Genomic DNA, 19,800 nt, shown 5'->3' on the forward strand with positions numbered 1-19,800 from the left:
GTGCGCGCTCGGTGGCGGGGGATAGTATTCCGCCATGGATGATGCGCTCTTCGACGCCGTGCCCGGTTCCATGGGCATCGCCTTCGCGATCTTCGGCGTCCTGTTCGTCGCGGCGGTGATCTTCATCATCGTCGCGGCCGCACGCAACTGGAAGGCTGCGAAGGATGCGGGGTACGACCCGCTGACCATGCAGACGCAGGCCACTGCTCAGGTTCTGCGCAGCGAGCTTCTGCGCCCGTCCGGGACACCTGTGGCCGGGGCGGCTCCACCATCGATCGAACAGCGTCTTGCCGAACTCGATGATCTGCACGCACGCGGAGTCATCACAGACGCGGAGCACGCCGCGGCGCGAGCCAGCGCGCTCGGCGCCTGATCAGACAGCACCCTGATCGATGTCGAAAGGCCCCGACCGGCGTCACCTGTCGGGGCCTTTCGGCGAGGCGCTCAGCGCACCTGGGATCCGCCGCCCTGCGCGCGGCGCGAGCGACGCGTGTCGACGCGCTGCCCCACCTGGATGCCGGGACGCTGGCCCTGGCGCTGACCCTGCGCTCCCTGCGCCTGGCCGCCGTGCGTCTGGCCGCTGTGGTTCTGGCCGCCGTGGCTCTGCGGACGGCGGCGCCGGCGGGCGGGTGATCCGGATGCCGGGGCTCCGCCCTGCTGCGGCTGGCGCGGCTTTTTCGGCTGCTGACGCTGCTGCGGCTGCGCCGGTGCCGGTTTGACGTGCGGGGCGCGCTCGGGGACGAGCTCCTCGACGATCGCGGCGTCGACCTGCTCGAGGTCGGCGGTGATCTGGGCCTTGCGCAGCAGGTCCTTCACGTCGCGGCGCTGCTCGGGCAGCACGACGGTGACCACGGTGCCCGCAGCTCCCGCGCGCGCGGTGCGGCCGGAGCGGTGCAGGTACGCCTTGTGCTCCATGGGCGGGTCGACGTGGACGACGAGGTCGACGTTGTCGACGTGCACGCCGCGAGCGGCGACGTCGGTGGCGACGAGCACGCGGACGCCGCCGTCGGCCGGGTCGGCCGAGAAGGCGCTGAGGTTGCGCTCACGGGCGTTCTGAGACAGGTTTCCGTGCAGGTCGACCGCGGGGATGCCGGCTGCGGTCAACGCCTTGGCGAGCTTCTTCGCCTGGTGCTTGGTGCGCGTGAACAGGATGCGGCGACCGGTGCCGGCGGCGAGCTCGCGCACGAGCACCGTCTTGTGCTCGGTGGACGTGGTCACCAACACGCGGTGCGTCATCTCGCCGACCGGGACGCTCGCCTCGTCGACCTCGTGGCTGACGGGGTTCGAGAGGAAGCGCTTCGCGAGCGCGTCGATGCCGCGGTCCAGCGTCGCGCTGAACAGCAGGCGCTGTCCGCCGGTCGGGGTCGCGGCGAGGATGCGGGTGACACCGGGGAGGAACCCGAGGTCAGCCATGTGGTCGGCTTCGTCGAGCACGGCCACCTCGACCGAGTCCAGCGAGACGAGCTTCTGCTTCATGAGGTCCTCGAGCCGGCCGGGGCAGGCGACGACGATGTCGACGCCGGCGCGCAGCGCCTGTTCCTGCGGGCGCTGGCTGACGCCGCCGAAGATCGTCGTGACGGTGAGGCCTGCGGCCTTCGCGAGCGGGGCCACGGTCGCCGCGATCTGGGTCGCGAGCTCACGGGTCGGGGCGAGCACGAGACCGCGGGGGTGCTGGGCGCGGGTGCGCTTCTGCGACGCGGCCATGCGGGCCACGAGCGGCAGGGCGAACGCGATGGTCTTGCCGCTGCCGGTACGGCCGCGGCCGAGCAGGTCGCGTCCGGCCAGGGAATCGGGGAGGGTGTCGCGCTGGATGGCGAACGCCTCGGTCTTGCCGTCGGCGGCGAGCACGTCGGCGAGGCGTGCGGGCACGCCGAGTTCAAGGAAGGTGGGCATGGATGTACTCCGTCAGCGCACGACGACTCGTGCGCGAATAGTGGGATGGGCGACCGCGCACAGGAGGTGCGCAGAGGTTCGCCGTTCGAAACGCCAACTGGTGGAGGAGCTCTGCAGCTCACTTCGGTCTGGGTGGACCCCGTGTCGACGACGCAGTCGCCCGATACCGGGCAACCTCACAAGACTAGCAGAGCGAGGGGGCGCGGTCCCTGAGCCTGTCGAAGGGCTCAGGCGTGCAGGGCCTCGTTGAGCGTGATACCCACACCCTCACGCTGCTTCGCCTCGATCGCGCCGGTGACGGAGTTGCGCCAGAACAGCAGTCCGTTGCGGCCGCTGAGCTCGGCGGCCTTGACGATGCGCTTGCCCCCGTCGGCCGTCTCGGGCCCGTCGACGAGCACCACCTTCGACCCGGCCGTGATGTACACGCCGGCTTCGAGGATGCAGTCATCGCCCAGGGCGATGCCCAGCCCGGAGTTGGCGCCGAGGAGCGTGCGAGCACCGATCGAGACGCGCACGGTGCCGCCGCCGGAGAGCGTTCCCATGATGGATGCTCCGCCGCCGATGTCGCTGCCCTCGCCGACGACGACGCCCTGCGAGATGCGGCCCTCGACCATCGAGGCGCCGAGTGTCCCGGCGTTGAAGTTCACGAAGCCCTCGTGCATCACGGTCGTGCCGGGGGAGAGGTGGGCGCCGAGGCGCACGCGTGACGCATCGGCGATGCGGACGCCCGCAGGCTGGACGTAGTCGGTGAGCCGGGGGAACTTGTCCAGCCCCTGCACCTGGATGCTGTGCCGACGCATCTGCGCCTGCAGGCGCGCGGCATCGTCGGGATGCATCGGTCCGGCGTTCGTCCACGCGACGTTGGGCAGGTGGCCGAAGATGCCGTCGAGGTTGAGCTCATTCGGCCGCACGAGCAGGTGCGACAGCGCGTGCAGGCGCAGGTAGGCGTCGACGGTGGACGCCGGGGCGGCATCCAGATCGATCTGCAGCTGCACGGTCTCGATCGTGACATTGCGGCGCTCATCGGCGCCGGCGTGCTCCTCGAGTTCGCCGAGCTTCGCCTCCATGACCGAACCGGTCCCGATGTGCGGGTACCAGGCGTCCAGCACGGTGCCGTCCCCGGCGATGGTCGACAGGCCGATGCCCCAGACGGTGCGCGCGTTGCTCATGCCTCCACGCTACCGCGGTCCGCTCGCGTGCTTCGCCCTAGGCTGGGTTCATGACGCTCGACCTGACCTCGTCCTCCGTCGACCTCACGCGCGCGATCTGCGACATCCCCAGCGTCTCCGGAGAGGAGGCCCCTCTGGCGGACGCCATCGAGGAGGCGGTCTCAGCGCTGCCGCACCTCGAGGTCATCCGCCACGGCAACACGATCGTCGCGCGCACGAGTCTCGGCCGCCCGCAGCGGGTGGTGATCGCCGGTCACATCGACACCGTGCCGATCAACGCGAACCTTCCCACGCGCACCCTCGACATCGACGGTGTCCCGCACCTGTGGGGGCGCGGCACGGTCGACATGAAGGCCGGGGTCGCCGTGCAGCTGAAGCTCGCCGCCGAGATCACCGACCCCGCGATCGACATCACCTGGATGTGGTACGACAACGAAGAGGTCGCGGCATCCCTCAACGGACTGAACCTCCTTTCGGCGGACCGACCCGAGCTGTTCGCCGCGGACTTCGCGATCCTCGGCGAGCCGTCGAACGGCGAGGTCGAGGGCGGATGCAATGGCACGCTGCGCGCGATGGTGCGCACGCACGGCGTCCGCGCGCACAGCGCCAGAGCGTGGGTGGGCGAGAACGCCATCCACGCCGCAGCGCCCATCCTCACCCGGCTCGCCGAGTACCGGGCCAAGGAGGTCCAGGTCGAGGGACTGGCGTACCGCGAGAGCCTGAGCGCCGTGCGCATCGGCGGCGGGGTGGCCGGGAACGTCATCCCGGATCTGTGCGAGGTCGAGGTCAACTACCGGTTCGCGCCCAGTAAGAACGCCGCCGATGCCGAAGCCCACCTGCGCGGTGTCCTGGACGGTTTCGAGGTCGAGATCACGGATGCCGCCGACGGTGCCCGCCCTGGACTGGATGCCCCCATCGCTCAGCAGTTCGTCGCCGCGGTCGGGGCGGTTCCCCGGCCCAAATACGGCTGGACCGACGTCGCGCGGTTCAGCGCGCTCGGCATTCCCGCGGTGAACTACGGTCCCGGCGACCCGCATCTGGCTCACCACGACGAGGAGCGCGTGCCGCTCGAGCAGATCGACGCGGTCGAGCGAGGCCTGCGCGCGTGGCTCACCGCGCGCTGATCGGCGCCGCGCGGCGCTGGGCGCGGCTGTCCACCGTCGCCAGGATCGGCATCATCTACGTGCTTGCACGTCTGGTGACCACCGGTCTCCTCCTGCTCGCCGCCGAGCGGTCGGATGCGGCATCCCGATTCGGTGAGAATGCGGGCATCGGCAGCTTCATCGTCGGCTGGGACGCCCAGTGGTACTGGCTCGTCGCGTGGGAGGGCTACCCGCAGACGCTGCCGCTGACCGAGACGGGCCAGGTCGCGGAGAACGCGTGGGCGTTCATGCCCGTGTACGCATACGCCGCTCAGATCGTCGGGGCGCCGTTCGGTTCGTGGGGCGCCGGCGCGCTGCTGATCTCCCTCGTGGCCGGATTCTTCGCCTGCGTCGCACTGCACCGGCTGCTGCGCCCGCGGATCAGCAACTCGGCGAGCATGTGGGCTGTCGCCTTCTTCGCCTGGGGACCGCTGGCCGCACTCTTCCAGGTCGGGTACGCCGAAGTGCTGTTCGTGCTCCTCCTGCTCACCGCGCTCGATCTGGTCGGGCGGCATCGCTACGGCTGGCTGTACGCGCTCATCCCCGTCATGGCATTCACGCGACCCGGCATCCTCGCCTTCGCCCTGTACCTGGGGCTGCACGGCATCCTGCGCTGGGTCCGTCGTCGTCGCGAACCGCTGCCGGCCCGCGACGTCGTCCACATCATCGCCCTCGGAGCGCTGGCGACGGCCACGGGGTTCGCCTGGCAGGCGATCGCGGGTCTCGCCACCGGGGATCCCGGCGCCTATCTCGCGACCGAGCTGGCCTGGCGGCGCAACTGGGGCGTCGGCGAGGCCGCCTTCGTGCCCTTCGACGGCTGGATCCAGGCGGCTCAGTTCTGGTTCGTCCAGTGGGGGATGCCCGGGGCGTGGGGGATCGTCGCGCTCGTCGTGCTCGTGCTCGCAGCGACAGCCGCTCTGCTGCTGCTGCCCCAGGTGCGCAGGCTCGGCGCCGACCTGCGGCTGTGGGGCGCGAGCTATCTGCTGTACCTGCTCGCGGTGTTCTTCCCGCAGTCCAGCACGTTCCGGCTGCTGATGCCGCTCACCCCGCTCGCCGGAGCGCTCGCCGTCCCGCGGTCGAGGACGTATCGATGGGTCGTGCTCGCGCTGTGCATCGCCGGTCAATGGCTGTGGATCGATCAGATGTACGCGAACGGGAACACGTTCTGGCAGGTCCCCTGAACGTCGGTGGGGCGGTGTTCACGAGGTATTCCCCCTGGGCGCGCACCGGGGCGGAAGTGTACCGATAAACTTGATGCATACCACCGAGGGAAAGGAAGCCACGATGGCAGCGATGAAGCCGAGGACCGGAGACGGACCCATGGAGGCCGTGAAAGAGGGACGACTCATCATCGTGCGCGTTCCCCTCGAAGGCGGCGGTCGCCTTGTCGTCTCGGTCAACGACGAAGAGGCGAAGGAGCTGCACGACGTCCTCGCCGGCGTCGTGAGCTGAGACACAGGTTTTCACCCTGAAGGGCGGCGGATCCTCGGATCCGTCGCCCTTCGTCGTCCTCCGGGGCTGCTCGACGACGATCCCATCCGATTCCGCATCGGGTCCGAACGACTCATTGTGCGGCGAATGCCGTACGGAACGGAAAGGAACATCATGCGCAAGATGACACGATTCGGACTCCTCAGCACGGCGGGCGCCAGCGCAGCGGCCCTCGCGATCGCAGGCTTCGCCCTGCCGGCCACCGCCGCAGAGTCCTCGGACAGCACGCAGGGAACAACGTCCACCACCACGGCGACCGACTTCATGAGCTCGATCGAGGGCCTTCAGGCCTGGCTTGGCGACACGGTTCTCGCCAGTGGGAACGATACCGGCCTCGTCGACGGACCCGTGGTCGAAGGCCCGCTGGTGAGCGACAGCCCGGTGCTCTCGGGCAACGACACCCCGGTCGCGTCCGGCAACGAGGTCTCGGCCCCGGTCGGATCCGGCAATGACGTGACCGCCCCGATCGACGCCCCCGTCGGTTCCGGCAACGACGTCTCCGGCAATGATGTCGGTTCCGGCAACGCCAACGACAACGTCGTCGGGTCCGGCAACGACTCCGGCGTCTCCGTCGGCGACATCGGCGCCGAGGTCGACGATCTCGTCGGCGACGTGTCGGGCGATGTCGACTCGATGCTGGGCGGCCTCCTCGACTGACCGAGCAGAAACCAGCTGCGCCCCGGGCATCCGTTCGGGGCGCAGCTGCGTGTTCGGGGTCAGTCGGTGCTGAGGCTGACGAGCTGCAGCAGCCCCTCGCCGGCGGTCGAGATCGCCGCCAGCACGGCGGGGGACTCCTGCGTCTCCTGGATCAGTGATCGGTATGCACTGGTGACGGCGTCGCGCTGCACCGGGTCGGCCGCCCGCCCGCCCGCGAGGATCCGGGGCACGGCGACGACGCCGCCGGTGCGGGCCAGGCGCAGCCCGTGCTCGACGTACTCGATGACGTTCTCGGGGTCGGCGTCGACGAGGACGATGTCGTAAGCCCCCTCGTTCATGCGGGGCAGCACCTCGGCTGCACGCCCGGTGATGAACCGAGCGCGGGTTGCGGGGACCTTCGCCTCGGCGAAGCCGCGCCGCGCCGCCGCGAGGTGTTCGGGCTCGTTGTCGATCGAGGTCAGGACGGCGCGCGGAGCCCCGCGCAGCATCCACAGGCCGGAGACGCCGGCTCCGGTGCCGATCTCGACGATCGATCGGGCATCCGTCGTCGCGGCGAGCACCGCGAGCTGCGCCCCGACGGCGGGGCTCACCGATGCGACGCCGAGCTCCTGCGCATGCGCGCGGGCGCGCGCGATGTGCGCGGGCTCGATGACCGCCTCGCGGATGTATCGTGCGTTCGCGTCATTCTCGCTCATGGCCGTATCCTCCGGTTCCCAGGGTATTCGCACGTCGGGTTCTTCACCGTCAGGCGCGGCGGGTAGCCTGTCTACATGGATTTCGGCCTCACCATCGAGAAGCTCTTTCTCATCGGTGTGATCGCCGCGGTCATCATCGGTCCTGAGCGGCTGCCGAAGGCGGCCGAGGCGTTCGCCGGCTTCGTCCGCAAGGCGGGGGTATACCTGCGGGACACGCGCACACGGATGCGCGACGAGCTCGGCCCGGAGATGGACGAGGTCGACTGGCGCAAACTCGACCCGCGGCAGTACGACCCGCGGCGGATCATCCGCGACGCCCTGCTCGAGGACGCGCCCGCAGCGCCCGCGACGGCAGCCTCGACGGCTGTGGCGTCGTCGCCCGCCATCACCGCTCCGAGCCCGGGCCCGCTCAAGACCCGGCCCGAGTTCACGCGCGATTCCCCGCCGCCGTTCGACCTCGAGGCCACCTGAGTCGACCGGAGCGCGCCGCCCTGTCCGTCAGATCCTGGACTTCAGCAGCGCGACGTCCTCGTCGGTGAGCACGACCCGCGGCAGGACCGTCACGACCGATGTTCCGCGCAGGCGCAGCAGCGCCGCATGCCGGCCGACGTGCACGGATCGGAACGTCGCATAGCGGACGTCGGAGACCCCGGCTTTGGAGACCGCCTTGAGCGACTCCTCGCCCACCTCGACACGGACCACCGATCCCGGCGGCATCGTCGTGCTGATGGCACGGCGCGTCGAGGCCCTCGTGAAGATCATCGACGCGACGATCAGGGCGGCGATCGCGAGCATGGTCCAGGTCAGCGTCGTCGTCTGCTCCTGATCGGCCCCGACCATCCCCAGGACGATCGCGTTGACGACGAACGCCGCGATCAGCGCCGTGTACGCGATCACGGCGAGCGGACGGGTGAGCGTGTAGATCACGGCATCCGTCGTCATTCCGCGGATCATCTCGGCATCCACGACGGCGGTGCGTGCGGGGGAATCGGCAGTCACCTCACGAGTCTTTCACGACTCGTCAGCGGAGGTCCTCGTCACCGTGATCGGCAGCGACCGGCCGGGCAGCCGCCGCCCCTGGTGCGCGAGCCGGCGAGCCAGGGCGTCGATCTCCTGCGCCGCGGCGTCCTCGGGCGCGCCGAGGACGACCGGGACGCCGGCATCGCCGCCTGCGCGCAGGGCGGGACTGAGCGGCACGGAGCCGAGCAGCGGCACATCGTCACCGGCTTGCGAGAGCGCGGCGGCCACCTCGGCTCCGCCACCGGATCCGAACAAGTCGACGGTCGTGCCGTCGGGCAGCGTGAGGGCGGCCATGTTCTCGACGACGCCGATCACGCGCTGACCGGTCTGTCGGGCGACCAGACCGCTGCGGATGGCGACATCGGCCGCCGCGGACTGCGGAGTGGTCACGACGAGCACCTCGGCGTGCGGCAGGAGCTGCCCGATCGAGATCGCGACATCGCCGGTGCCCGGAGGCATGTCGATCAGCAGCACATCGATATCGCCGAAGAACACGTCGGTGAGGAATTGCTGCACGGTGCGGTGCAGCATGGGTCCGCGCCAGGCGACCACGGCCTCGCCGTCGCGCAGGAACATCCCGATCGAGACGGTCTTCACGTCGTGGGCGACCGGGGGGAGCATGAGGTCGTCGATGCGGGTGGGCTGGGTGCCGGCGGGGATGCCGAGCAGCCCGGGGATGGAGAATCCGTGGACATCGGCGTCGACGAGGCCCACCGCGAGCCCCTGAGCCGCCAGCGCGACGGCGAGGTTCGCGGTGAGCGTGGACTTGCCGACCCCGCCTTTGCCGCTCGAGACGAGGATGACCCTGGTGAGCGAATCGGGTCCGAACGGCATCTGCCGTGCCGGTCGTCCGTCGCGCAGCTTCTCGGTGAGTGCGGCGCGCTCCGCAGGCGTCATCACGCCGACCTCGACGTCGACCTCGGCGATGCCGTCGACGGATGCCGCGGCACGGCGGACATCGGACTCGATCCGGTCGGCCGCGGGGCACCCGACGATCGTGAGGACGATGCCGACCGTCGCCCTGTCGCCTTCGACCGTGATGTCGCGGAGCATGTCGAGCTCGCCGATGGGGCGGCGCAGCTCCGGGTCGGAGACGGCGCCGACGGCCGCACGGACGCGGTCGGCCGCGCTCATGCGCGCGGTCGCCGCGGCCGGGTGATCGGGCCGGTCCTGGTTTCTCCTGCGGCCTCGGCGGGCGGCTCGTCGTCGAGGTCGGCGAGCAGCGCGCGCAGCTCGTGCCGCAGCACGTCGCGGGTCACCGCCTGCGCGTTGCGCTCCTCGAGAGCCATGCGCAGCGCGACGATCTCGCGGGCGAGGTACTCGGTGTCGGCGAGGTTGCGCTCGGCGCGCTGGCGGTCCTGCTCGATCTGCACGCGGTCGCGGTCGTCCTGCCGGTTCTGGGCGAGCAGGATCAGCGGTGCGGCGTACGAGGCCTGCAGCGACAGGATCAGCGTCAGTGCCGTGAAGCCGAGGGCCGCCGAGTCGAACCGCCACCAGCCGTTCTGCTCCGCGACCACGGTGTACACCATCCACAGCGCGCAGAAGAGCGTGAGCATCAGGAGGAAGACGGGCGTGCCCATCGCGCGGGCGACCCATTCCGTGAAGCGCCCGAACCGGTCGCGCGACTGCGGCTTCTGACGCGACGCGCCGCGGCCGAGCGGGGCGTCGAGGCCCGAGCGGTCGTCCTTGGCCATCATCGCGCACCCCCTGCGGTCAGCTCGTCATCGGCATCCTGGGTGCGCCAATCGTCGGGCAGCAGATAGTCGAGCACATCGTCGATGCTGACGACGCCCACCAGGCGCCCCGCCGCGTCGACGACGGGGAGCGAGACGAGGTCGTAGCTCGCCAGCAGCCGGGCGGTCTCCGCGGCCGAGGCGGAAACCGAGATCGGCTCCATGGTCTCGTCGACGATCGCGCCAAGACGCTCGTGGGGCGGGTAGCGCAGCATCCGCTGGAAGTGCACGACGCCGAGCAGGCGCCCCGTGGGCGTCTCGAAGGGCGGCAGCGTGACGAAGACGGCCGCGGCCAGTGCAGGATGCAGCTCGTGGCGACGGATCAGGGCGAGGGCCTCGGCGACGGTCGCATCGGCCGACAGCACGATCGGCTCCGTCGTCATGAGGCCGCCCGCGGTATCCGGTCCGTAGCTGAGCAGGGTCCGGACGTCCTCCGCCTCCTCCGGCTCCATGAGATCGAGGAGCTGCTCGAGCCGCTTCTCGGGCAGCTGCGCGAGCAGGTCGGCCGCGTCGTCCGGTTCCATGTGGTCGAGGATGTCGGCCGCGCGCTCGTCGCCGAGGCCGTCGAGGATGTGCACCTGATCCTCTTCCGGCATCTCCTCGAGGGCGTCCGCGAGGCGGTCGTCGGAGAGCTCCTCGGCGACCTCGATGAGTCGCTGCTGAGGAAGGTCGAGGAGGGTCGTGGCGAGGTCGGCGGCGTGCAGCTCGGAGTACGAGGCCACGAGCTGCTCCGCCGACTGCGACTCGCCCGGTGTGTGCTTCTCGGCCACCTCGTTCCAGGCGGCGAACGTCGTCGGCCCCTTCGCGAAGGGGGACGCGCTCGTCTTGGGCTTGCGCAGGAACAGCTGGTTGACGCTCCATTCGCCGAGCCGGTTCGGCTCGATGGCGACGTCCTCGATGACCGCGGTTCCGCTGCCGTCGACGAGGTCGACGCGGCGGCCCAGCAGCTCGGCGAGGACGCGCACCTCGCCGGGGCGGGGCTGGAAGCGGCGCACGTTGATGAGGCCGGTGGTCAGGACCTGACCGGCGCGGATCGACGTGACCCTGCCGATCGACATGAACACATGACGGCGGCCGGGGATCTCCACGACCAGCCCGATCACGCGGGGCGAGGCGGAACTTCGGTACACGATGACGACATCCCGGACCTTGCCGAGCCGGTCGCCCACGGGGTCGAAGACGGCGCAGCCGGCCAGGCGCGCGACGAATACCCGTTGTGTGCTCACGCGTCCAGCGTAGTGCGCGAGGCCGCGATCTCGGGCCCCGCAGAGGCGTGCGTGGAACAATGGACGGATGAGCATGTTGAACCGTCCAGCCACCGGCACCCCTGTCGGCGAGACCGTCGCATCGGTCCGCGAATACGAGGCCGCCCAGAAGACGGTGTCGAAGCTGATCGCCGCCGAGGTGCCCGCCCGTGACATCGCGATCGTCGGGCAGTCCGTCCGCACGATCGAGCGAGTCACCGGACGCCTCGGCTACGCGGCGGCAGCCCGGTCGGGAGCCGTCAACGGCGTGCTCATCGGCCTGCTCCTCTCGGCGATCCTCGTGATCGGGAATCCGGATGCCCCGATCCAGCTGTTCGTCGGATTCGTGTTCATCGGCGTCGCGCTCGGCATGATCCTCAGCCTCGTGACCTACGCGATCGTCCGCCGCCGGCGCGACTTCGCGAGCGTCACCCAGCTCGCCGCCGACCACTACGAGGTTACCGTCATGCCGGTGTCCCTCGCGAAGGCCCGCGAGGCCCTCGGCACGGGCCAGCGCACCGAGGTCGTGCGACCCCCGGTCGATCTGGACGAGCCGCCGCGCTACGGCGAACGCGTCGCCCCTGGCACAGATGCCGCCGCCGCGGCCCAGCAGAGTCCGGCAGGGCACGTCATTCCACCGCGACCGGCCGACCCCCGCCCTGCAGACACACGCCCTGCCGACGCGAAGCCGCAGTACGGCGAGCGGGTCGAAGCGAAGGAGAACGCCGGCGACGAGAAGCCGGACGCCGCGGCTGACGCGCCCGTCGAGAAGCGCGACGACGCGAGCTGACGTGGGCTTCGACGTCGAGCTGCCCCAGAGCGCCGTCACCGTCAGCGCCGCGTGGGGCGACGGAGACGGCAGAGGCACGATCGTCGTCGCGCATGGCGCCGGGGCCGGCATGGTGCATCCGTTCCTCGTCGGCTTCACCGACGCTCTGAACGCGCTCGGATTCTCGACGCTGAGATTCAATTTTCCGTACCGGGAGCAGGGCAGGCGGATGCCGGGCCCCGCGGCCCATGCAACCGCCGCCTGGCGCGCCGCGGTCGCGCATGCCCGGGAGATGTCCGCGGGGCCGATCTGGGCGACGGGCAAGTCGTACGGCGGCCGGATGGCGTCGATGGCCGTCGCGGAGGGCCTGGAGGTCGACGGGCTCGCCTACCTCGGATACCCGCTGCATCCGCCCGGATCGCCCGAGAAGCTGCGTGCGGATCATCTGCCGCTGATCGCGGTCCCGCAGTTGTTCGTCGAGGGGACGAACGACGCGTTCATCCAGCCCGTCTCGCAGCTCGAGGACATCGTCGCGACGTGCCAGGACGCGCGCATCGCGTGGATCGAGGGCGGCGGTCACTCGTTCGAGGTGAAGGGGCGAAAGCGCCCCGCCGATGAGGTCGGCGCATCCCTCGCCCCACTCGTGGCGGGGTTCGCCACGCGCTGACCCGACGGATTCTCAGCGGTGCTGCCAGCGGAACAGCAGTAGCCGCAGCGCCGCGCCGATCTTCATCGGCACGATCTCGCCGAACCGGTGCTCATCGGCGCGCACGAGTCGATCCGCCAGCTCGGGCCGCTGCTGCCGGAGGTACTCGCGGGCGACTTCGGCGTGCGGCGAGTTCGACACGATCTTGATGACATCGGCGTGCTCGATCAGGGGGATCGCGTTCTCGATGTTCTCCCACGTCGACCGGCTGTCCTGTTCGAGCTCGATCGCCCCGGTGTAGTCCAGCTCCTCACGGGCATAGCGCTCCATGATGACGGCCTCCGGCGTGTCGCCCTCCACGGTTCCGCCGCACAGGACGACCGTGGTGTCGGCTTCACGATCGATCGAGCGGATGCCGGCCCGCACCCGGTACCTGTTGACGAGGTTCGCCCGCTCGCCGGCATTGCCGTAGCCGAGCACGACCACGGCCTCCCTGACGGGGGATCCGCTCGCGATGCGCGCGGGAGCGACCGACCGTGTGCTCGATCGCCAGTTCACGAACTCCGCCCACGCGGCGACCGCCGTGTACGCCGCGAAGCCCGTCCAGAACAGCCGGCGTGCGAGGCTTCCGGACCGGTTCACGCCTCCGGGCCCGTCATCCCTGCGAATCGCGCGCGATCCACGCCTCGATCTCGTCCGCCGTCCGCGGAATGTCCGCCGAGAGATTCACCGGGCCGTCTGCGGTCATGAGGATGTCGTCCTCGATGCGCACGCCGATGCCGCGGAACTCCTCGGGAACCGTGAGGTCGTCGATCTGGAAGTACAGGCCGGGCTCGATCGTGAAGACCATGCCGGCCTCCAGGACGCCGTCGTAGTACATCTCCCGCCGCGCCTGCGCGCAGTCGTGCACGTCGATGCCGAGGTGGTGGCTCGTGCCGTGCACCATGTAGCGGCGGTGCTGCCCGCCGGCGTCGGCATCCAGGGCCTCCTCGGCGGTGACAGGGAGCAGACCCCACTCGGCGGTGCGCTTCGCGATCACGGCCATCGCGGCCTCGTGCACCTCGCGGAAGCGCACACCGGGGCGTGCCGCGGCGAACGCGGCGTCCGCGGCCTCGAGGACCGTCTCGTACACGCGGCGCTGCACGTCCGAGAACGTGCCGTTCACGGGGAGGGTCCTCGTGATGTCGGCCGTGTACAGGCTGTCGGCCTCGACACCGGCGTCCACGAGGATGAGGTCGCCGGGGAGAACCGTGCCGTCGTTGCGCGTCCAGTGCAGGTAGCACGCGTGCGGGCCGGATGCCGCGATCGTGTCGTAGCCCTCGCCGTTGCCGTCCTCGCGGGCCCGGCGGTGGAACACGCCCTCCACGACCCGCTCGCCGCGTGCGTGCCGTGCCGCATCGGGGAGTGCCGCGATGATGTCGTCGAACCCGCGCGCGGTGATGTCCACAGCGCGGCGCATCTCGGCGATCTCGTACTCGTCCTTGATGAGACGCAGCTCCGACACGAAGCGGGCGAGCTCGTCGTCGGCCAGGGTCACGTCGTCATCGGTGGCGCTGAACGCCTCGAGGTGGTCGGTCGCCACGGCGAGGTCCGCCGCGACGCCGGCGAGGGACGGACGCGGTCCGATCCAGAACTCGCCGATCGTGGCATCCGCATAGAACTCGGTCGTCGTGCGGTCGGCGCGCTCGCGGAAGTACAGCGTGATGTCGTGCCCCGCGCCCGCCGGCTCGAACACGAGCACGGAATCCGGCTCGGAGTCGGTCGCCCAGCCGGTCAGGTGCGCGAAAGCCGAGTGCGCGCGGAACGGGTAGTCGGTGTCATTGCTGCGCTGCTTGAACGAACCGGCCTCGATCACGACGCGCTTGCCGGGGAACGCGGCCGACACGGCATCGCGCCGGGCTGCGGCGAAGGCGGCCTGCGGGCGGGCGGCCGGCAGCGACTCGGGACGCTCGGCCCAGCCGGTGGAGATCGTGTCCAGGAAACCGCGCGGGAACGGCTGCTTGCGGTTCGTGACGGGGACTTCTTCGATCGTCTCGTTCTCTGCAGTGCTCATCCATCCAGTCTCTCACCCCTTTGTAGGCTGGGGAATGTGGTGATTCTGATCGATCTGGTGCTCGTGGTCGTCTTCTGCGTGATCGGACGGCTCTCGCATGCCGAGGGGATCTTCGGGGATCTGCCGGGAACGCTGAACACCGTCTGGCCGTTCGTCGTCGCCTTGCTCGTCGCACACGGCGCGCTGCTGCTGCGCCGGGCGCACGCCGAGCGGATGCTGCCGGGGCTCGTCGTCTGGGTCGTGACCGTCGCCGGCGGCCTGCTGCTGCGCGTCGTCAGCGGCCAGGGGACGGCGCTGCCGTTCATCATCGTCGCGACGCTCACGCTCGCGCTGCTCCTGCTGGGATGGCGTGCCGTCCGTGCGCTGATGCGGCGGCGTCCTGTCTCCTGAGGCTCAGCCGGCCGGTTCGAGCTGCACCACGAGGGCGCGGTGGTCGGAGCCTGCGGCGTCGAGCACGAGCGAACCGGTCGGGTTCCAGTTCCGGCTGGCCATGACGTGGTCGATCGGGGCGCCGGCGAGTGCGGGGTAGGCCGCAGGCCAGGTTCCGGTCGCGCCGGTGCCGGTGCGCGAGGCCGCGTCGCGGCACGTGCCCATGTCGCCGCCGTCCGTTCCGAGCCCCGCCATGTGGTCGAGGGTCGCGTTGAAGTCGCCGGCGAGGATGAAGTCGCCCTCGGGGCACTGGTCGGCGATCCAGTCGAGATCGGTCTGCCAGCGATCCATCGCCTCGACCCGCGGGGCGACCGCGTGCACGGCGACGATCGTGGGACCTGCGCCGTTGACCGGCATCACGACGGCGCTCGGCACGGAGCTGGTGTTGCTGCTGCCGTCCTCGGACGACGCGATAACGGAGTAGTCGCCGAGGTCGGGGGAGATGAGGATCGTCGTCTCCCAGGCCTGCGGGCCGTTCTCGACATCGCCGAACTGCACGTGATGCACCCACATCGGATGCCCCTGCTCGCGCAGCATGACGGCGATGCGCTGGCCGACGGACTCCGCCGTCTCCGGCAGGGTCACGACGTCTACCTCGCGGGTGAGGATGGCATCGGCGATCGTCTCGGCCGAGACGGCCTCGCCTGCGGTGTTCCAGGTGAGCACCCGCACGCTCGCGTCGGTCTTCTCGGGCAGTGATCCGGTCCCGAAGCCGCGCATCGCGCCGATCGCTCCCGTGGCGGCAGCACCCACGAGCGCGACGATGAGGATGGATGCTGCGAACCCGCGAAGCGGCCGGGCGAACAGCATGAGCAGTGAAAGCACCGCGATCGCGAGGAAGGCGGCGAGGACGACACCGCGGACGGCGACCAGCTGGGCGAACGGGAAGGTCTGCTCGAGCTGGAAGAACTGCGGCCAGACGACGATCGCCGTCGCGATCGCGAACAGCACCGTGAGGAGGATTCCCAGCAGTCGAAGCATCCTCACGAGCCTACGGGCGCACGCTGTGAATCACCTGCCGCGTCGCCGCCGCGCCGCGCACTCGGTCCCGCAGTAGTGTCGAGTCATGACCGACGCCGGCAGCTTCGCGGGGCCGAGTGACCTGCACCTGCACTCCAATCACTCCGACGGCACCGAGAACCCGGGTCAGGTCGTCCGGCAGGCCCACGCGCACGGCATCCGAACGCTCGCCCTCACCGATCACGATCGCACGACGGGGTGGGACGAAGCCGCCCGGACGGCGGGAGCACTGGGCATGACGTTCCTGCCCGGCATGGAACTGTCGGCCAAGCACCAGTGGCGGAGCGTGCACGTGCTCGGCTACCTGTTCGACCCCGAGGACGCGGCGCTGCGCGCCGAGACCGAGCGGATCCGCGATGACAGGGTCGGTCGCGCGGAGCGGATCGTGCGCAACATCGGCCGCGACTACGCTCTGACCTGGGCCGACGTTCTCGAGCAGACGACGGCGGATGCCACGGTGGGGCGCCCGCACATCGCCGACGCCCTCGTGGCGCAGGGCATCGTGCGCGACCGCTCTGAGGCGTTCGACGGCATCCTGCACCCGCGCGAGGGATACTACGAGCCGCACTACGCGCCCGACCCGCTCACCGCCGTGCGGCTGATCACGGACGCCGGGGGAGTGGCGATCATCGCGCACCCGGTCACGGCCGGTCGCGACAGGATGATGCCGCTCGCGTTCATCGAGGAGCTCATCGCTGCAGGGCTCGGCGGATTCGAGATCGATCATCGCGAGAACACCGAGTCCGGCAAGCGCACGCTGCGCGCGCTCGCCGCGAAGCACGACCTGATCGTCACCGGGTCGAGCGACTATCACGGCGCCGGCAAGCCGAACCGGCCGGGCGAGAACACCACGAGCGACGAGATGGTCGCCCGCATCATCGAGGCGGCGACGGGGACGAGTCCCCGTTACCCCTGACTCAGGCGCCGGTCGGCGCGGCACCGCCGGAGCGGCGGCGACGGCGACGGCGCTGCGGAGCCGGCTTGCCGTCGCGGTGCTCGCCCGTGACGTCGCCGTCGTGCGTGCCTGCGCCCTCCGCGTCGCGGTCGGTCGCGGGTGCCGATGCGGTTCCGGTGGCGGCGGTCTCCACACCCTCGGCGAAGGTCGAGCCGACCCCGCCGCCCGATCCGCCGCGCCGGCGACGCCGGCGACGCTTCGTGGTCCCCTCGTCCGTGCCCTCTGCGGCGGCATCGGCCGCCTTCTGCGGCTGACGCTGACGACGCTCGGATGCCGGCTTCTCAGCCTTCGGCGCGGTCCGCAGACGCCCCTTGGTGCCTTCGGGGATGTCGAGGTCGGTGTACAGGTGCGGGCTCGACGAGTACGTCTCGACGGGCTCGGGCTGCCCGAACTCGAGGGCGCGGTTGATGAGGGCCCACTTGTGCAGGTCCTCCCAGTCGACGAAGGTGATCGCGATGCCCGTCTTGCCCGCGCGGCCGGTGCGGCCGGCGCGGTGCAGGTACGTCTTCTCCTCGTCGGGGATGGTGTGGTTGATCACGTGCGTGACGTCGTCGACGTCGATGCCGCGGGCGGCGACATCGGTGGCCACCAGGACGTCGCGCTTGCCCGCCTTGAACGCGGCCATCGAGCGCTCGCGCTGCTCCTGGCCCATGTCGCCGTGCACGCCGCCGACGTTGAACCCGCGGTCGCCGAGCTCGTCGACGAGCTTCTGCGCCGCGCGCTTGGTGCGCGTGAAGATGACGGTCTTGCCGCGGCCCTCGGCCTGCAGGATGCGGGCGATGACCTCGTCCTTGTCGAGCGAGTGCGCCCGGTAGACCAGGTGCTTGATGTTCGCCTGCGTGAGGCCCTCGTCGGGGTCGTTGGCGCGGATGTGGATCGGGTTCGACATGAACCGGCGAGCGAGCGCCACGATCGGGCCGGGCATGGTCGCCGAGAACAGCTGGGTGTGGCGGACGGCCGGCACCTTCTGGAAGATCTTCTCGATGTCGGCGAGGAAGCCGAGGTCGAGCATCTTGTCGGCCTCGTCGAGGACGACCTCGGTCGCGTTCGACAGGTCGAGCAGGCGCTGGCCGGCGAGGTCGATCAGGCGACCCGGCGTGCCGACGACGATCTGCGCGCCGGCCTTGAGCTGGTCGATCTGACCCTCGTACGCCTTGCCGCCGTAGATGGCGACGACGCTCGTGGAGCGGTTCGAGGTCAGAAGGTCGATGTCCTCGTACACCTGCACCGCGAGCTCGCGGGTCGGCACGACGATGAGCGCCTTGACGCCGGGCTCGGGGTCCTTGCCCAGGCGCTGGACGACGGGGATGCCGAAACCGAACGTCTTGCCCGTTCCGGTCTTGGCCTGGCCGATGATGTCCTGGCCGGGAAGGCCGAGGGGGATGGTCTGCTCCTGGATGGGGAACGCGTCGACGATGCCCTTGGCGGCGAGTGCGTCGACGATGTCCTGATCGATGCCGAGATCAGCGAATGAAGTCACTATGTCCTGTGTGCCTGTCCGGCGGCCTTCGACTGAAGCGGCCACCACGTAGCGGATCCACGCCGTCTCGTGTGCCACAGGCGCGGCGTCCTGCTCCGACGGCAGGACGCGACCAGCCTACCGGAGGGGCGCCAGCAACGCCGATCCGAAGCGCGGGTAGTCTGATCACGTGGTGAAGTGGTTCTGGCAGCGAGACAAGCCCCGACGCACGCTGACGCTGCGCAGTCGCGGCGACATGGGCGATACGACCCGCGTCGACTTCGCCGAGCTCGCCCCCGAGCTGAACCGGTTCCTCGGGCAGGCGGCGTACCTGCAGCTCGGCTATTTCGAGACGCTGACCCGGCTCATCCGCGCCACCCCGGAGCTCGCCGAGAAGGAGGCGCTGGCACGGGCTGCGGGTGCGGCCCTCAGCAAGCATCGCGGAATCATCGAGGTGATCACCTCTCAGGGAGAGGATCCGACCGAGATCATGCTCCCGTTCCAGGAGTATCTCGACGCGTTCCGCCGCAAGACCATCGGTGCTCGCCCGCGCGAAACCCTGCTCGCCGTCTACATCACGGCGGGCATGCTCGACGACTTCTATCTCGCCCTCGCCTCGAGCTACGGCGAGACGGGCGCCCGCGTCGCTGCGATCCTGCGCGAGGACGATGACACCGGCGAGATCGTGGCGATCCTCAAGCGCACGATCGACAGCGACTCCGAGTGGCGATCGCTGCTGTCGATGTGGGCGCGCCGCATGGTGGGCGACACCGTGCTCGTGGCCCGTCAGGCTCTGCGCGCCGAGCGCCTCATCGAGGACGAGGACCGCGTCGAGCCGGTGTACACCGAGCTCATGGGAGCCCACGCGCGCCGCATGGACGCGATGGGCCTGGCCGCCTGAGCTCTCAGATGCCCAGGGCCGAGCGCTTGACGGCGTCGGCCGTCCGGCGGGATGCCGTCAGACCGTAGCCGACCGCCGCCGCGACGACGACCGCGCCGAGGATGCTCGCCAGCCACAGCCAGACGCTGTCCTCGCCGACGCCCGCCCACTGCATGCCCGTGTAGACGATCGCCGACGCGGCGGTCGCGACCGCGGGAACGACCGCGACGCCGCGCAGCGCGCGGTGCGGCAAGAGGAAGTGGATGCCGACGCCGAGGGCGCAGGCCGCGATCAGCGCGAGGAGGATGTACATCGTCTCAGGCGACGAAGCCGACGCGACGCGACTCCTCGGTGCCGAGCTCGATGTATGCGAGGTTCGCGGTCGGGACGATGAACGAGTTGCCCTTGACGTCGGTGAAGCTCACGTGGGCGGTGTTCTGCTCGAGGGCAGCGGCGACCTGGCTGCGGACGTCGTCCGCGCTCGTGGCGGTCTCGAAGTTCAGTTCGCGGCCGGTGTTGATGATGCCGATGCGGATTTCCACGCG

Annotated in this window: 24 protein-coding genes; 11 read left to right on the top strand and 13 right to left on the bottom strand. The window is 70.3% G+C overall.

The genetic code is table 11. The features are described from left to right. Positions 1 to 34 precede the first annotated feature (34 nt). On the top strand, positions 35 to 373 hold the full coding sequence (locus AB0269_RS02455; RefSeq protein ID WP_366209576.1) for an SHOCT domain-containing protein: 339 nt from the start codon (positions 35 to 37) through the stop codon (positions 371 to 373). 71 nt (positions 374 to 444) lie between these two features. On the opposite strand, the gene AB0269_RS02460 is transcribed toward AB0269_RS02455, so the two are convergent. Beyond that, on the bottom strand, positions 445 to 1,893 hold the full coding sequence (locus AB0269_RS02460) for a DEAD/DEAH box helicase (RefSeq protein WP_366209577.1): 1,449 nt from the start codon (positions 1,891 to 1,893) through the stop codon (positions 445 to 447). Between the two features lie 227 nt (positions 1,894 to 2,120). Continuing rightward, positions 2,121 to 3,062 carry a 2,3,4,5-tetrahydropyridine-2,6-dicarboxylate N-succinyltransferase gene (dapD, locus tag AB0269_RS02465; protein WP_366209578.1) on the bottom strand — a complete coding sequence of 314 codons (942 nt, stop codon included), beginning with the start codon at positions 3,060 to 3,062 and terminating at the stop codon, positions 2,121 to 2,123. Between the two features lie 50 nt (positions 3,063 to 3,112). Between dapD and dapE the strand changes: the two genes are divergently transcribed. The 4 genes from dapE to AB0269_RS02485 all read left to right on the top strand — a co-directional run bounded on the left by dapE (position 3,113) and on the right by AB0269_RS02485 (position 6,352). Further along, a complete protein-coding gene (gene dapE / locus AB0269_RS02470; protein ID WP_366209579.1) occupies positions 3,113 to 4,186 on the top strand; it encodes a succinyl-diaminopimelate desuccinylase in 1,074 nt (357 codons plus the stop codon). Further along, positions 4,168 to 5,385 (top strand): hypothetical protein, encoded by a 1,218-nt coding sequence (locus AB0269_RS02475; protein WP_366209580.1) that lies wholly within the window; start codon positions 4,168 to 4,170, stop codon positions 5,383 to 5,385. Before dapE ends, AB0269_RS02475 begins: the two co-directional genes overlap by 19 nt. 103 nt (positions 5,386 to 5,488) lie before the next feature. Beyond that, the gene (locus tag AB0269_RS02480; protein WP_147039918.1) at positions 5,489 to 5,656 is read left to right on the top strand and encodes a DUF3117 domain-containing protein; all 168 of its coding nucleotides are present in this window, start codon (positions 5,489 to 5,491) and stop codon (positions 5,654 to 5,656) included. A gap of 162 nt (positions 5,657 to 5,818) precedes the next feature. After that, entirely contained in the window at positions 5,819 to 6,352 is a 534-nt protein-coding gene (locus tag AB0269_RS02485; RefSeq protein ID WP_366209581.1) for a hypothetical protein, read from the top strand. 59 nt (positions 6,353 to 6,411) lie between these two features. Here the strand turns inward: AB0269_RS02485 and AB0269_RS02490 are convergent, their stop codons facing one another. Continuing rightward, the gene (locus tag AB0269_RS02490; protein WP_366209582.1) at positions 6,412 to 7,047 is read right to left on the bottom strand and encodes a class I SAM-dependent methyltransferase; all 636 of its coding nucleotides are present in this window, start codon (positions 7,045 to 7,047) and stop codon (positions 6,412 to 6,414) included. A gap of 75 nt (positions 7,048 to 7,122) precedes the next feature. Between AB0269_RS02490 and AB0269_RS02495 the strand changes: the two genes are divergently transcribed. Then, positions 7,123 to 7,518, top strand: a complete 396-nt coding sequence (locus tag AB0269_RS02495) for a Sec-independent protein translocase TatB (RefSeq protein WP_366209583.1) — start codon at positions 7,123 to 7,125, stop codon at positions 7,516 to 7,518. A 27-nt stretch (positions 7,519 to 7,545) separates the two neighbouring features. On the opposite strand, the gene AB0269_RS02500 is transcribed toward AB0269_RS02495, so the two are convergent. Genes AB0269_RS02500 through AB0269_RS02515 form a run of 4 tightly spaced genes read right to left on the bottom strand, consistent with a single transcriptional unit; the run spans position 7,546 to position 11,026 of the window. Next, positions 7,546 to 8,046 carry a hypothetical protein gene (locus AB0269_RS02500; protein ID WP_366209584.1) on the bottom strand — a complete coding sequence of 167 codons (501 nt, stop codon included), beginning with the start codon at positions 8,044 to 8,046 and terminating at the stop codon, positions 7,546 to 7,548. Positions 8,047 to 8,058: 12 nt separating this feature from the next. Beyond that, complete coding sequence (locus AB0269_RS02505) at positions 8,059 to 9,201, bottom strand: Mrp/NBP35 family ATP-binding protein (protein ID WP_366209585.1); 1,143 nt, start codon at positions 9,199 to 9,201, stop codon at positions 8,059 to 8,061. Further along, positions 9,198 to 9,761, bottom strand: a complete 564-nt coding sequence (locus AB0269_RS02510) for a DUF1003 domain-containing protein (protein WP_366210486.1) — start codon at positions 9,759 to 9,761, stop codon at positions 9,198 to 9,200. The genes AB0269_RS02505 and AB0269_RS02510 overlap by 4 nt, the downstream gene beginning before the upstream one ends. Continuing rightward, positions 9,761 to 11,026, bottom strand: a complete 1,266-nt coding sequence (locus tag AB0269_RS02515; protein ID WP_366209586.1) for a CBS domain-containing protein — start codon at positions 11,024 to 11,026, stop codon at positions 9,761 to 9,763. Before AB0269_RS02515 ends, AB0269_RS02510 begins: the two co-directional genes overlap by 1 nt. Positions 11,027 to 11,093: 67 nt before the next feature. On the opposite strand from AB0269_RS02515, the gene AB0269_RS02520 reads away from it, so the two are divergent. Both AB0269_RS02520 and AB0269_RS02525 read left to right on the top strand, forming a co-directional pair. Further along, entirely contained in the window at positions 11,094 to 11,834 is a 741-nt protein-coding gene (locus tag AB0269_RS02520) for a general stress protein (protein WP_366209587.1), read from the top strand. A 19-nt stretch (positions 11,835 to 11,853) separates the two neighbouring features. Then, positions 11,854 to 12,480 (top strand): alpha/beta family hydrolase, encoded by a 627-nt coding sequence (locus tag AB0269_RS02525; RefSeq protein WP_366210487.1) that lies wholly within the window; start codon positions 11,854 to 11,856, stop codon positions 12,478 to 12,480. Positions 12,481 to 12,492: 12 nt separating this feature from the next. On the opposite strand, the gene AB0269_RS02530 is transcribed toward AB0269_RS02525, so the two are convergent. Both AB0269_RS02530 and AB0269_RS02535 read right to left on the bottom strand, forming a co-directional pair. After that, positions 12,493 to 13,101: a YdcF family protein gene (locus tag AB0269_RS02530; protein WP_366209588.1), complete on the bottom strand. Its 609-nt coding sequence runs from the start codon at positions 13,099 to 13,101 to the stop codon at positions 12,493 to 12,495. 13 nt (positions 13,102 to 13,114) lie between these two features. Beyond that, the gene (locus AB0269_RS02535) at positions 13,115 to 14,512 is read right to left on the bottom strand and encodes an aminopeptidase P family protein (RefSeq protein WP_366209589.1); all 1,398 of its coding nucleotides are present in this window, start codon (positions 14,510 to 14,512) and stop codon (positions 13,115 to 13,117) included. Positions 14,513 to 14,548: 36 nt separating this feature from the next. Between AB0269_RS02535 and AB0269_RS02540 the strand changes: the two genes are divergently transcribed. Then, on the top strand, positions 14,549 to 14,902 hold the full coding sequence (locus AB0269_RS02540) for a DUF3054 domain-containing protein (RefSeq protein WP_366209590.1): 354 nt from the start codon (positions 14,549 to 14,551) through the stop codon (positions 14,900 to 14,902). A gap of 3 nt (positions 14,903 to 14,905) precedes the next feature. On the opposite strand, the gene AB0269_RS02545 is transcribed toward AB0269_RS02540, so the two are convergent. Further along, positions 14,906 to 15,922, bottom strand: a complete 1,017-nt coding sequence (locus AB0269_RS02545; RefSeq protein WP_366209591.1) for an endonuclease/exonuclease/phosphatase family protein — start codon at positions 15,920 to 15,922, stop codon at positions 14,906 to 14,908. Between the two features lie 85 nt (positions 15,923 to 16,007). Between AB0269_RS02545 and AB0269_RS02550 the strand changes: the two genes are divergently transcribed. Next, the gene (locus tag AB0269_RS02550) at positions 16,008 to 16,877 is read left to right on the top strand and encodes a PHP domain-containing protein (RefSeq protein ID WP_366209592.1); all 870 of its coding nucleotides are present in this window, start codon (positions 16,008 to 16,010) and stop codon (positions 16,875 to 16,877) included. Position 16,878: 1 nt separating this feature from the next. On the opposite strand, the gene AB0269_RS02555 is transcribed toward AB0269_RS02550, so the two are convergent. Continuing rightward, positions 16,879 to 18,396, bottom strand: a complete 1,518-nt coding sequence (locus AB0269_RS02555) for a DEAD/DEAH box helicase (protein WP_366209593.1) — start codon at positions 18,394 to 18,396, stop codon at positions 16,879 to 16,881. A gap of 169 nt (positions 18,397 to 18,565) precedes the next feature. Between AB0269_RS02555 and AB0269_RS02560 the strand changes: the two genes are divergently transcribed. Further along, positions 18,566 to 19,276, top strand: a complete 711-nt coding sequence (locus tag AB0269_RS02560) for a ferritin-like fold-containing protein (RefSeq protein ID WP_366209594.1) — start codon at positions 18,566 to 18,568, stop codon at positions 19,274 to 19,276. A gap of 4 nt (positions 19,277 to 19,280) precedes the next feature. Here AB0269_RS02560 and AB0269_RS02565 read toward each other — a convergent pair whose 3' ends face one another. Further along, positions 19,281 to 19,568, bottom strand: a complete 288-nt coding sequence (locus tag AB0269_RS02565; protein ID WP_366209595.1) for a hypothetical protein — start codon at positions 19,566 to 19,568, stop codon at positions 19,281 to 19,283. 4 nt (positions 19,569 to 19,572) lie between these two features. Next, positions 19,573 to 19,797 carry a DUF3107 domain-containing protein gene (locus AB0269_RS02570; RefSeq protein ID WP_175985888.1) on the bottom strand — a complete coding sequence of 75 codons (225 nt, stop codon included), beginning with the start codon at positions 19,795 to 19,797 and terminating at the stop codon, positions 19,573 to 19,575. Positions 19,798 to 19,800 lie beyond the last annotated feature (3 nt).

The organism is Microbacterium sp. NPDC077644, assembly GCF_040702785.1.
GTDB lineage: Bacteria > Actinomycetota > Actinomycetes > Actinomycetales > Microbacteriaceae > Microbacterium.

Bases quoted from the DNA above. Each gene is read 5' to 3' on its own strand.
- dapE (WP_366209579.1), top strand. From the start codon at position 3,113: ATGACGCTCGACCTGACCTCGTCCTCCGTCGACCTCACGCGCGCGATC.
- AB0269_RS02510 (WP_366210486.1), bottom strand. From the start codon at position 9,761: ATGGCCAAGGACGACCGCTCGGGCCTCGACGCCCCGCTCGGCCGCGGC.
- AB0269_RS02505 (WP_366209585.1), bottom strand. From the start codon at position 9,201: ATGAGCGCGGCCGACCGCGTCCGTGCGGCCGTCGGCGCCGTCTCCGAC.
- AB0269_RS02490 (WP_366209582.1), bottom strand. From the start codon at position 7,047: ATGAGCGAGAATGACGCGAACGCACGATACATCCGCGAGGCGGTCATC.
- AB0269_RS02485 (WP_366209581.1), top strand. From the start codon at position 5,819: ATGACACGATTCGGACTCCTCAGCACGGCGGGCGCCAGCGCAGCGGCC.
- dapD (WP_366209578.1), bottom strand. From the start codon at position 3,062: ATGAGCAACGCGCGCACCGTCTGGGGCATCGGCCTGTCGACCATCGCC.
- AB0269_RS02460 (WP_366209577.1), bottom strand. From the start codon at position 1,893: ATGCCCACCTTCCTTGAACTCGGCGTGCCCGCACGCCTCGCCGACGTG.
- AB0269_RS02520 (WP_366209587.1), top strand. From the start codon at position 11,094: ATGAGCATGTTGAACCGTCCAGCCACCGGCACCCCTGTCGGCGAGACC.
- AB0269_RS02535 (WP_366209589.1), bottom strand. From the start codon at position 14,512: ATGAGCACTGCAGAGAACGAGACGATCGAAGAAGTCCCCGTCACGAAC.
- AB0269_RS02550 (WP_366209592.1), top strand. From the start codon at position 16,008: ATGACCGACGCCGGCAGCTTCGCGGGGCCGAGTGACCTGCACCTGCAC.
- AB0269_RS02480 (WP_147039918.1), top strand. From the start codon at position 5,489: ATGGCAGCGATGAAGCCGAGGACCGGAGACGGACCCATGGAGGCCGTG.
- AB0269_RS02565 (WP_366209595.1), bottom strand. From the start codon at position 19,568: ATGTACATCCTCCTCGCGCTGATCGCGGCCTGCGCCCTCGGCGTCGGC.
- AB0269_RS02495 (WP_366209583.1), top strand. From the start codon at position 7,123: ATGGATTTCGGCCTCACCATCGAGAAGCTCTTTCTCATCGGTGTGATC.
- AB0269_RS02455 (WP_366209576.1), top strand. From the start codon at position 35: ATGGATGATGCGCTCTTCGACGCCGTGCCCGGTTCCATGGGCATCGCC.
- AB0269_RS02545 (WP_366209591.1), bottom strand. From the start codon at position 15,922: ATGCTTCGACTGCTGGGAATCCTCCTCACGGTGCTGTTCGCGATCGCG.